We start from the raw sequence: 12,048 nt of genomic DNA, 5'->3' as shown, positions 1-12,048 counted from the left end.
ACTAATATCCCTTATATTTGCCTCTTAAGTCCCTTGATGCTCCATAAAAGGGGCTTTTTTTGTAGATAAATAATTCTATTTCACGGCAGAAAATGGTAAATAATACTTGACCTTCAAGTTAGTTGAAGGTTTACATTGAAATTAAGAGAGGTGTGATGATTTGAAAAAATATATGACAATTCAAGAATTCTCTGAAAGAACAGGTATCGCCAAAAGTACATTACGCTTTTATGAAACCAAAAAATTACTGTTACCGGAGGAAAGAAGTTCAAATGGCTATCGAGTGTATGCAGATAGTCAAATTGCAACAGTAAAGTTAATATCCACTTTGCGATTAGCAGATGTATCTATTCATGAAATTCAAAATTATTTACATGAACAGGATGAAACAACTCGCCAGGAAATGAAGAAAACGTGGATTCAAAATATGAAACAAAAACGTGATTTGTTGGATATCAGCTTACGCTATTTTGAAAGTGACTCCATTCGTGATGATATCTATTTGATTGATAAAAGTAATGAAAAAATTATTTGGTATACAGCTCAATCCACAACGGGTAAATTTGGAGCACATTTTGAAAAAAGAGCAAACGAATTAAAACAATTAAATATTAGTATTAAAAGTTATTATTTAAATTATTTATCAGGCCAAGATGTAATCAAAGCTCAAATCGGCTTTGGTGTTCCAGAAAATACAAAAATAAATGATATAGCTGAAAGTGATTTTATTGAACATATGCCTTCTTGTATATGTCTGGCATTACCATTTAAAGAACAAATGTCAACGATTAAGGACGGATATATAAAATTACTTCAATATGCGATTCAACATAAATGGGTGCCGACACGCTCTATTCTTGAATGGTATCGAGGTTATGACTTTACTCAATTAGATTTATTGTTACCTGTTATACAAATTGAGTAGGGATAGAAAGAAATTACTAGGAATAGTTTGAGGAAGGTGAAATATGAAACGGTTCATCCGCTTTAGTATGAAAAATGCTTTAACAATGATATTAGTAATACCTCTTATTATTGTAGGAGGAATTTATTCATTACAAACATTACATAGTGAGAAGTACCCGAATATTGATATTCCATATTTAACAGTAGTTATTCCTTATCAAGGAGCTTCACCCGAACAAGCGATGAATGATATAGGGGAGCAAATGGAAAGGGAATTTATGAAGCTAGAAGGGAGAAAAAATGTTTATACAAACGGTGTAGCCAATGCAGTATATTCAACTATTGAATTTGAAATGACAATGAATATGAAGGAAGCTGAGCAGCTCGTAAGGAGAAGTGTAGATAAATTACAGTTGCCTAAATTTGCAGGGGAACCGAGGTTTGAATTAATTAAACCTGGTGGGAATCCAATTATTTTCTCAATGGGTATTTATGCTACAGAAAAAATTGATGAAGTTCAAACCTTTGTAAAGAATACTATAATTCCACACCTTACTGTAATAGAAGGTATAAGTGATATTGAAATCAGTGGAACAACGGAAAAGCTTGTCTTTATTCGACTCCTGCCACATCAATTGATGACAAGGGGAATTACATTAAACGATGTTCGAGAAGCCATTTTGGCAAATAATCTTTCAATGCCGGTTGGAGATATCTCCATTTCAAATGAAGTATTGCCAGTGCGAATAAATAGTGAACTAAAATCTATTGAGGAAATTAAAGACATAAAGCTTTTTACTAAAGAAGGAAGTTCGCAAAACACAACAAGCATGAATTTAGGCGAAATTGCTGAAGTTTCATATGGAAATGAATACACAAACTATCTGACACGCATTAACGGAAAAGAGGGCGTTAGTTTCAGCATTATTCCTGAAGGTGGTGCAAATGTAGTAACAATCGTTGATCAAGTAAAAAAAGAAATAAATAATTTAGCTATTCCGGAAGATTATAAAGTCGAAATCTTAAGTGATCAATCCATCGAAATTAATCAATCGGTCCATTCTATGTTACGTGAAGTATTTTTAGGGGCATTAATGACAATCATCATCACTTTATTATTTTTAAAAAATATTCGTTCGACTATTATTGCCGTCATCTCTATCCCAGTCTCAATTTTTGCATCTTTTCTTTTGTTGAAGGCAATGGGATATACATTAAATATTATGACACTTGCTGGTATTGCTGTAGCAGTTGGACGAGTTGTAGATGATTCAATTGTCGTTATTGAAAATATATTTAGAAGAGTAAGAGCTACAAAAGAAAGAAATGAAGAATTAATAGAGCAGGCTACAAGTGAAGTAGCATCTGCGATTACTTCCTCAACGATAACAACTGTTGCTGTTTTTTTACCACTAGCCTTTGTGCCAGGAATTGTAGGAGGTTTTTTTAAGCCACTTGCATGGACTATTGTTATTTCATTGTTGATTTCGTTAATTGTTGCTGTAACCGTTGTTCCAATATTGTCAAAGATCTTTTTATTAAAAATTACTCCTAAAGAATCACATGAAAATAGAATTCAAACTTGGTATCGAAACAGTTTGACTTGGGTTTTACATCATCGTTTAGTTACTTTAACTGTGGCATTATTAATTTTGATAGGTTCTATTTTCATTATTGCACCGAGGCTAGGGACAACCTTCCTGCCACAAGAGAAAGTGAATGATTTCAAGATCGAAATGACAATGGCAAAAGGAACTTCTTTAATGAAAACAGCTGATGTCGTAAGTAGAGTAGAAAATATATTATTAGATCGAAAGGACGTCAACCTTATAAGTACTAATATTGACGGACAATCTGAAAGTGCGACGATTGCATTCGTTGTCAATGATTCTGTTGGAAATTTGACCGACTATGTAAATGACGTTCGACTACAATTAACAACGATAACTGAACCAGAGGAAATGACAATCTCAGGTATTGGTGGAATTATAGGAGGGGAAGAAAGCAGATACACACTAGTTATAAATGGAGCGGATTTTGAGGATATTAAAAAAGCAAGTGAGCAGATTACAACTGCTTTAAAAGAAGTACAGGGAATGGAGGATGTGACAACATCTTTAGAGGGAGATGTACCTGAAATCGTTTTCGATTTGGATGATAAAAAACTTGCTGAAAAAGGAATAACTCCAGCTATAGTTGCACAAAGCCTTCGAACACTTATTAATGGGGATGTAGTGACGACCATGAGAGTTGAAGAGGAAACGAGAGAAGTGAACCTTGGATTGAAAATGGATGAAGTTACATCTCTTAAAGATTTAGGACAGCTCCAAATCAGTAATACAATGGGAATGCCTGTCTTTCTTCATGAAATAGGAGAGCTGAAGAGGGTTAATAATATAACTTCAATTACTCATCTAAACGGCAATGAATATCTCATGGTATACGGAACTATTACTGATGAAAAAGTAGGAGATGTAACTACTCAAGCGGATAATGTAATTAATAACTTACGGCTTCCTGACAATATTAGCTATTATAAGGAAGGTGTATCTGCATCGATGGATGAAGGTTTCAAAGATTTGTCGATTGCTATAGGAATTAGTGTTATCTTAGTTTATTTGGTTATGGTTTTTACCTTCAAAGAAGGAAAAGCACCGTTTGTTATCTTGTTCGCTATTCCATTTTCTATTATTGGTGCATTAATTGGACTTTATATTATGAAAGAACCAATCGGTATGCCAGCAATGATCGGTTTACTCATGCTAAATGGAATTGTCGTAACGAATGCTATCGTTCTAGTTGATAAGGTGAAGCAATTTGAAAGTTGTGGAATGACCAAGCAAAAAGCTTTAATTGAAGCAGGGGTCATACGTATTCGCCCAATTTTGATGACTGCTATTGCAACAATGGGTGCATTAATCCCAATGGCTATTTCGAATGAAACTGGGATGATATCAAAATCTCTTTCTATTGTAGTTATAGGCGGACTATCTACTTCTACTTTTTTAACACTATTTATCGTCCCTGTTCTTTATAGTTTATTTAATAAGAATTAAAAAATCATAGAAACCACCTTTTTTTGAACTTCCCCGTAAAAGTTTGATGTTGTGTCTAACTTTTACGGGGAAGTTCATTTTAAAGGTAGTTTTATCAATGTAACATTAGTACCATCTTCTCCGACGCCTAATAGATCTTCTTTGTTGAGGTTGAAACTCAGTAGACGGGAAGGTTGGTTGAGGAATATTTTCTATATCAGAAACTTTATGAACAATTTGATGTTCTGTGACGTCTTTTAAAGAAGATGTGTGAGGGAGCTCTACTTTTGAAAAAATGATATTTGGAGTATTGTTCAAGAGTGGTGTAGATACTTGATTATATTCCACATTGTCTTCTAAATAAGCTGTTTCAGAAGAGCGAGTAATGTTTTGAGTACTAGTTAAGAGAGGGATAGTTTGTGGGTTATATTCTATGTCGTCTTCTAAATAAGCTGATTGCAAAGAAGCATGAGAGTATTCTATTTTCTCTTCAGTTGGAGTGATGTATTGAGTATTATTCAAGAGTGGTGTAGTGTGCTTATTATTGCCCGTAACAATAGTAGAGTCATGGTTTTTCTGTTCTGGCATTTCATGCTGGATTTCAGCATGTTGCTCTTGTACAGGATGAACGTCCTTCATGACAAGTATTGGTCGCATCATATCGTGATCCTCATGTTCAAGGAAATGGCAATGCCACATATAATGACCGGCGTGATCTTTCCAATGCATAATAATTTTCGTAACCTTCCCTGTTACAGCTTTTACAGTATCCTTCCAACCTTGCTCATAGTCATGCGGTTTTTCAGAGGGACCTGTAAATTCCAGTCTGCCTTCATTTTGATATAGCTCCTTATCGAAAGGACGTCGTTCTAGTATTTTAAATTGAATTAAATGTAGATGAATAGGATGATCAAATTGTGTAGCATTAATAAAATTCCATATCTCTATACTATCAAGAGCAGGCTTTTCAGTAGCAGGGTCATGATACATACGATTATTTAATAATAACATTGGTCTACCAAAATCATCTGTTGTAGCAGTTAATGGTAAATGTCTCTCGATATGTGCATCGTGTGGATGTAAATCCAATGATACTGCGAGTCTTTCTGGTATTTCACTAGTATCCTCACATTTTAGAGGAAGACATACTTTAAACTGCATGATTACTCTTGTATGTTCATCAATGAAAATTTCATCAGAATTGACTAACGTTATTTCTTGACCTTCACATTTTGAAAAATCGACAATGACATCTGTTCGTTCTGCCGGCAATAACTCAACTGATTGAATTTCTTGAGGGGCTGATAAAAAGCCTCCGTCTGTTCCGATTTGTATCATAGGCTCACCATTTGAAAGGCTAATGACATAGCCTCTTCTATTGGAGCCATTAAGAAAACGAAATCTATATTTACGAGGCTCGACATTTAAATATGGCCAGACCTTTCCGTTTACGACAATAGTATTACCTTCAAAGCCAGGCGTAATAGATGGATGTACCGGAACAGGGAATGGTGGTTCATCAGGATAGAAAAGGGAGCCATCTTCATTAAACGATTTATCTTGAATTAATATGGGGTACTCATAATCACCACGAGGTAGGTTAGAGCGCTCCTCAACTGTATCCCGAAGTAAATAAAAACCGGCTAATCCCGCATACACATTTAAACGAGTTAGCGCCATTGCATGATCATGATACCAAAGCGTTGTGCCAGGTTGATGATTGGTATATTCATGTATTTCTTTATTAAATTTTGGACCTATTTGTGCATAATCTCTTGTATACCATGCCTCGGGATGGCCGTCACTCTCCCAATCTACATTTGCGCCATGCAAATGTGTAACAGTTCTTACTTCTTGTGAATCGTTTGCCGCATGAAGTGTAAAATCGACTGGTAAAAAGTGCTTTGAGGGTAATAGGTTTGTATATCTAACATAAATGCTTTTGTCTTTTGTTGCTTCGATAGTTGGTCCGGGATAAAGCCCGTTATAGCCCCAGATAATTGATTTTGGGAAATCTTTATGGAAACAATGCTCTGCTTGAATCATTTTAAGTTCATAATAATCTTTTCTCTGTTGGCCCTTAAAGTATTTTGGTTTAGCGGTAACCGGTTTTGGCAGCTCATCCACAAATTTTGGTATTGTTGCTGGATCTGTAGGATTAACTTCTGTACTCAAAACATCACGTCCCTTTTCCATTCTTAAAATTGCTAATCACCTTATCATATGGGTAAAAATAATAGGCAACATGGACAATAATGGAGATTATTATGATAATAAAAAATCGACAATTAAAATCTGCAGAAGTTCGATATTCAAAGCAAACCACGGGTGCATGTGTCAATACAAAAAAATCAATATAAAAAATCTGTTTGAGCAAGCAGATTGGTGCTTGTACCGTGCTAAAAACGACGGTCATGCGAACTGTTTTATATGTGAATTATCGTTGTTTTTAGCGAGAATTTTACCTCCAATTTGCAATTGTGAATAGGTAATTCTCCATTGAAAGGGTTATCATTTTTTAGGGCTGAACGAAAAAGAGAAAAAATACTACCCGAATCATTTGAAAACGTTATTTTAACAGCGTACAATATATGAAATTAAGAAACACGACAGCATAAAATTGTTGTATAATGTTGTGGTATGAGGAAAGAAAGCAGGTTGACAAAAATGGAAAGCAATATGAATGTAAACGCAGTTATAAACTTGCAAAAGCATCAGGCATTCGTGTTAAAGAATAAGCTAGATGTGAAACATAAGGTGAATATATGAAAAACTGGTTGATTTTCATTTCTGTCTTTATGGTTTCATTGTCACTTGTCATCAGTATTTTAGTACTCTGGAAAGCCGAGGCTCCATTCGGTTCAATTGAAGAGAAGGCTGAACAGTTGGCACTCGATGCCAAAGCCCTCGCAATTGTCTCGGAGTCCTACACATATAATGGTAAACATCCGTATGTCACTGTGTTCGGGGTAGATGAATATGGTGATAAAAAGGCTGTCTTTGTTCCGACGAATCTAGAAGCTGATTCAATTAAGGACGTATTTTTAAAAGATGGTATTACGGAAAAGGAAGCATTATCGGTTTTAAAAAAGGAAGGCAATGTACAAAAAGTCCTCAATGTGAAATTAGGCTATGAGGAGCCAGGTGCTGTTTGGGAAATTACATACCTAAACGATCACGATAAGCTCAACTATGTCTATATTATGTTTAAGGACGGCGACTGGTGGAAGCGCATTACGAATTTATAAGAGGAGTAGATCCCGTATGAAAAATTTATTAGCAAACCGTGTAAAAACTTTAACACCTTCTTCAACTTTAGCAATTACTGCGAAAGCAAAGGAATTAAAAGAGCAAGGTATTGATGTTATTGGTCTAGGTGCTGGTGAGCCAGACTTCAACACTCCACAAAATATTTTAAACGCTGCCATTGACTCGATGGAAAAAGGTTTAACAAAATATACACCTGCTGGTGGTCTTCCAGTACTAAAGAAAGCGATTATCGACAAACTTCAACGCGACAACAATCTTACATACAAGCCGAATGAAGTAATTGTAGGTGTTGGTGCAAAACATATTCTTTATACTTTATTCCAAGTTATTTTAAACGAGGGCGATGAAGTTATTATTCCGATTCCTTATTGGGTATCTTATCCTGAGCAAGTAAAATTAGCGGGCGGTGTACCTGTTTATGTGGAAGGCACAAGTGAGCAAGGCTATAAAATTACTGCGGATCAATTAAGAGCTGCTGTGACAGATAAAACAAAAGCAGTTATTATTAACTCTCCTAGCAACCCATCAGGTATGATTTATTCTCGTGAAGAGATTGCAGAAATTGCTGCTGTTGCAGAAGAAAAAGATATTTTAATCGTGTCAGATGAAATTTATGAGAAGCTTGTATACAATGGTATTGAGCATTTTTCAATTGCACAGTTATCTGATGCAGTGAAAGCACGTACAATCGTTGTAAATGGTGTTGCAAAATCTCACTCTATGACAGGCTGGCGTATCGGGTATGCTGCAGGGGATGCGGACATTGTTAAATCAATGACTGATCTTGCGTCACACTCTACATCAAACGCAACAACAACTGCACAATATGCAACAGTGGAAGCGTATAATGGACCACAAGACGCTGTAGAAGAAATGCGTCAAGCATTCGAAGCTCGTCTTGAAAAAATTTATCCACAGTTAAGTGCAATTCCTGGCTTCAACGTATTAAAACCACAGGGTGCATTCTACTTATTACCAGATGTAGCAGAAGCTATGGCTCATACTGGCTATGATTCAGTAGATGCATTCGCTTCGGATATTTTAACAGAAGCAAACGTAGCAGTGATTCCAGGTTCTGGTTTTGGTGCACCAACTACAATGCGATTATCTTATGCTACATCTTTAGACTTATTAGAAGAGGCAGTCCGTCGAATTGATACATTTGTAAAATCAAAATGGCAAGACTAATCCTTTTAACCAACTTTGGAGGATTTCTATGAAAAAAATTATGATTCAAGATATGCCAAAACATATCGGTGAAACCGTCAAGCTAGGAGCTTGGTTAGCGAACAAACGATCAAGTGGGAAAATTGCCTTCTTACAATTACGTGATGGTTCAGGCTTTGTTCAGGGCGTTGTTGTAAAAGAAGAAGTAGGCGAAGAAATTTTCGCCATTGCAAAAGGTATGACTCAAGAAACTTCAATGTACATTACGGGAGAGGTTAAAGCAGATGAGCGTTCAAGCTTTGGCTGTGAAATTGCTGTAACTGGTATTGAAGTATTACATGCTGCAACTGATTTCCCTATTACACCAAAAGAACATGGTCCAGAGTTTTTAATGGATAACCGTCACTTATGGCTACGTTCTCGTAAGCAACATGCGATTATGAAAATCCGTAATGAAATTATTCGTGCAACTTACGAGTTTTTCAACGACAATGGCTTTACAAAAATGGACCCACCAATTTTAACAGGTTCAGCTCCTGAAGGTACTTCTGAGCTATTCCATACAAAATATTTTGATGAGGATGCATACCTTTCTCAATCTGGTCAGCTTTATATGGAAGCGGCTGCGATGGCATTAGGTAAAGTATTCTCATTCGGTCCGACTTTCCGTGCTGAAAAATCTAAAACACGCCGTCACTTAATCGAGTTTTGGATGATTGAACCGGAAATGGCATTTGTGGAATTTGAAGAAAACCTAGAAGTGCAAGAACAGTATGTAGCGCACATCGTACAATCAGTTCTTGCAAATTGCAAATTAGAATTAGAGCGACTTGGTCGTGATACATCAAAACTTGAAAATATCAAAGCGCCATTCCCTCGTATTTCTTACGACGATGCTATTAAATTATTACATGAACAAGGATTTGACGATATTGAATGGGGCGATGATTTCGGTGCACCACATGAAACAGCAATTGCTAATTCATTTGACAAACCTGTATTCATCACTTGTTACCCAGTAGGCATTAAGCCATTCTACATGCAACCACATCCTGACCGTGATGATGTAGTATTATGTGCAGATTTAATTGCACCAGAAGGTTATGGTGAAATAATTGGTGGTTCTGAGCGTATCCATGACTATGATTTATTAAAATCACGTCTTGAAGAACATCAATTATCTTTAGATGCTTATGCATGGTATTTAGAGCTACGTAAACAAGGTTCTGTGCCACATTCAGGCTTCGGTCTTGGATTAGAACGCACAGTGGCATGGATTTCTGGCACGGAGCACATTCGTGAAACGATTCCATTCCCACGTTTACTAAACCGTTTATATCCATAAGCAACAATTAGTTTGGTTGTAGATTTTATAAAGTGAAACTTAATCAATGGAGCTTTCTTTATCCCCACTGATTATAAGTCTTCATCAATCGGGCTTTTATCGGCAGATAACAGATAAATTACTGCCCGTTAAAGCGGGATAAATTTAAAAGTCGCGTAGTGATATGTCTACGCGGCTTTTATACTTACGATGGAAAAAGGAGTCAAGTAAAATGAGTACAAATAATAATCGACTCCGTACATGGACTGAGCAGAGAATGATTCATATTCCTCAGCTTTTTTTTCAGTTTTATAAGGAGTTAAATATTGAGGATGATGAGGCACTTATTGTTATGCATTTACTTGCATTTCGTATGGAAGGCAATGATTTTCCGACGCCTAATGATTTGATGAATCGTCTAACAATGCATGACAATGACATTACTTCACGTCTACAGCGATTAATGCAAAAAGGTTTCCTTGAAATAACAAGCGACGTCGATGCAAATGGTAAACTATATGAAAAATATTCGGTATACCCACTTTGGGAGCGCATTATGCAGATTGTTGAAATGAAGGAACAACAAAAATCAGCAGCATCACTTCGACAAGAAGAGGGTGAGCTATTCCGGTTATTTGAAGAGGAAATGGGGCGTCTTTTATCTCCTTTAGAGCTAGAAAAAATCGGGTCTTGGCTAGATGAGGATAAGCATAGTCCAGCGCTTATTAAAGAGGCGCTTAAGGAGGCTGTATTTGCTGGCAAGCTAAGTATTCGTTATATTGATCGAATATTACTGGAGTGGAAAAAGAAAAATATTACGACACCACAAGCTGCACAGAAGCAAAGCGAGCAGTTCCGTGAAAAACAATCATTTAACAGACCGCCAGTCCGTACAACGCAGCAAGAAACGCAGTCGACAAATAAAGTACCATTTTATAATTGGTTAGAGGAAAGAGAATAGGGGGCTGCCGATATGTTAACTAAAAAACAATGGGAGCATTGTCTAGCGGAAATGGATCGTATGTTTCCTGATGCGCATTGTGAGCTTGTGCATGACAATCCGTTTGAACTGACTATTGCCACGTTATTATCGGCCCAGTGTACGGATGTACTTGTAAACAAAGTCACGAAAACATTGTTTCAAAAATATAAAAAGCCAGAAGATTATTTAGCTGTACCCTTAGAGGAGTTGCAACAGGATATTCGCTCCATTGGCTTGTATAGAAATAAAGCGAAGAACATTCAAGCATTATGTCAGCGACTGCTGGAGGAATATGACTGCAAAATACCAGCAAGCCGAGAAGCACTAGTTACATTGCCGGGGGTTGGTCGTAAAACAGCGAATGTTGTATTATCGGTAGCCTTCGATATTCCTGCACTCGCTGTGGATACACATGTTGAGCGCGTATCTAAACGATTAGGGCTTTGTCGTTGGAAAGATTCAGTGCTTGAGGTGGAAGAAACGATTATGAAAAAAACACCGATGGACAAGTGGTCGAAAACACATCATCAGTTAATTTTCTTCGGTAGATATCATTGTAAGGCTCAAAATCCTGGCTGTGATACATGTCCTTTACTTGATGATTGTAGAGAAGGACAAAAGCGTTTGAAAAAAGGGCTGGTGAAGGAAGCGTGAATGTAGAGGCAATTGAAAAAGAAAAAATAGATGCTTGGTTTGCAGAGTGGACAGAACTAGAAGCCAAAATTCATGCAGCTCATGATGCAAGGAATGGTGAAGCAAAAGGATTGATGGAAAAGGCCATTTTATTGTTTGATTACTTAGTGCAAGAAGCAGGAGATGAAGTGTTGCCCATTAACGGTATCGAACGATTAACCTTTATAAAAGCAAAGCCTGGCCAATATGCTTGTTATCGTCAGCTTGATGAATTATTTAAGGAAACAAAAAAACGAGCAGCACGGTTACGCTTGCAGGCTACAAAAAAGTAATATAGACGGATAGATTAAGCAAACTGAAAGATATAAAAAGAGGCTGGTACATAACTGGTCAAAACCTTAAAAGCGCGAGAAATCAATTTTAGAAATGTTGATTTCTCGCGCTTTTCTGTGGTCAAAGTGTTAAGCCATTTCCACAGTCTATCGCTACGTTTTCGCGGAAAAAAAGTAACTTTTGAAGTTTTAAATTATCACTATAAATTAGATTGCCATGCCAAAGAAACATTCTATGTGATGTGGTTGATTGGAGTGGAGGCTGGGCGACTCCTTGGGGATTAGCAATATAGGAACGAAGGCTAAAAGCATCACATCCTGTGATAACGCCTTCGTGACCAACCTCGGTAGCGATATAAGCGCCCAGCCGGAACGGAAATCAACCTTTTTGCCGAAGAG

9 protein-coding genes are annotated in these 12,048 nt (G+C 36.7%); 8 read left to right on the top strand and 1 reads right to left on the bottom strand.

The genetic code is table 11. From position 1 onward, the window contains the following. The first annotated feature begins 160 nt into the window (after positions 1 to 160). A complete protein-coding gene (locus ACQKMV_RS08745; RefSeq protein WP_427503437.1) occupies positions 161 to 925 on the top strand; it encodes a MerR family transcriptional regulator in 765 nt (254 codons plus the stop codon). Positions 926 to 968: 43 nt separating this feature from the next. Next, positions 969 to 3,962, top strand: a complete 2,994-nt coding sequence (locus ACQKMV_RS08740) for an efflux RND transporter permease subunit (protein WP_427503436.1) — start codon at positions 969 to 971, stop codon at positions 3,960 to 3,962. Between the two features lie 105 nt (positions 3,963 to 4,067). On the opposite strand, the gene ACQKMV_RS08735 is transcribed toward ACQKMV_RS08740, so the two are convergent. Continuing rightward, positions 4,068 to 6,116: a multicopper oxidase family protein gene (locus ACQKMV_RS08735; RefSeq protein ID WP_427503434.1), complete on the bottom strand. Its 2,049-nt coding sequence runs from the start codon at positions 6,114 to 6,116 to the stop codon at positions 4,068 to 4,070. A 590-nt stretch (positions 6,117 to 6,706) separates the two neighbouring features. On the opposite strand from ACQKMV_RS08735, the gene ACQKMV_RS08730 reads away from it, so the two are divergent. From ACQKMV_RS08730 to ACQKMV_RS08705, 6 genes are all read left to right on the top strand, one after another. Next, positions 6,707 to 7,189 (top strand): DUF5590 domain-containing protein, encoded by a 483-nt coding sequence (locus tag ACQKMV_RS08730; RefSeq protein ID WP_427503433.1) that lies wholly within the window; start codon positions 6,707 to 6,709, stop codon positions 7,187 to 7,189. Between the two features lie 16 nt (positions 7,190 to 7,205). After that, a complete protein-coding gene (locus ACQKMV_RS08725) occupies positions 7,206 to 8,399 on the top strand; it encodes a pyridoxal phosphate-dependent aminotransferase (RefSeq protein WP_427503432.1) in 1,194 nt (397 codons plus the stop codon). Positions 8,400 to 8,427: 28 nt separating this feature from the next. Next, the gene (gene asnS / locus ACQKMV_RS08720; protein WP_427503431.1) at positions 8,428 to 9,723 is read left to right on the top strand and encodes an asparagine--tRNA ligase; all 1,296 of its coding nucleotides are present in this window, start codon (positions 8,428 to 8,430) and stop codon (positions 9,721 to 9,723) included. A 211-nt stretch (positions 9,724 to 9,934) separates the two neighbouring features. Next, complete coding sequence (locus ACQKMV_RS08715) at positions 9,935 to 10,663, top strand: DnaD domain protein (RefSeq protein ID WP_427503430.1); 729 nt, start codon at positions 9,935 to 9,937, stop codon at positions 10,661 to 10,663. A 12-nt stretch (positions 10,664 to 10,675) separates the two neighbouring features. After that, a complete protein-coding gene (nth, locus tag ACQKMV_RS08710; RefSeq protein WP_427503429.1) occupies positions 10,676 to 11,338 on the top strand; it encodes an endonuclease III in 663 nt (220 codons plus the stop codon). Next, positions 11,335 to 11,649 carry a YpoC family protein gene (locus tag ACQKMV_RS08705; RefSeq protein ID WP_427503428.1) on the top strand — a complete coding sequence of 105 codons (315 nt, stop codon included), beginning with the start codon at positions 11,335 to 11,337 and terminating at the stop codon, positions 11,647 to 11,649. Before nth ends, ACQKMV_RS08705 begins: the two co-directional genes overlap by 4 nt. Positions 11,650 to 12,048 lie beyond the last annotated feature (399 nt).

Source organism: Lysinibacillus sp. NPDC094403, assembly GCF_050278745.1.
Classification (GTDB): Bacteria; Bacillota; Bacilli; order Bacillales_A; family Planococcaceae; genus Lysinibacillus.
Note: the sequence above shows the minus strand (reverse complement) of the source record. Positions and strands in the feature narration are given on the sequence as shown.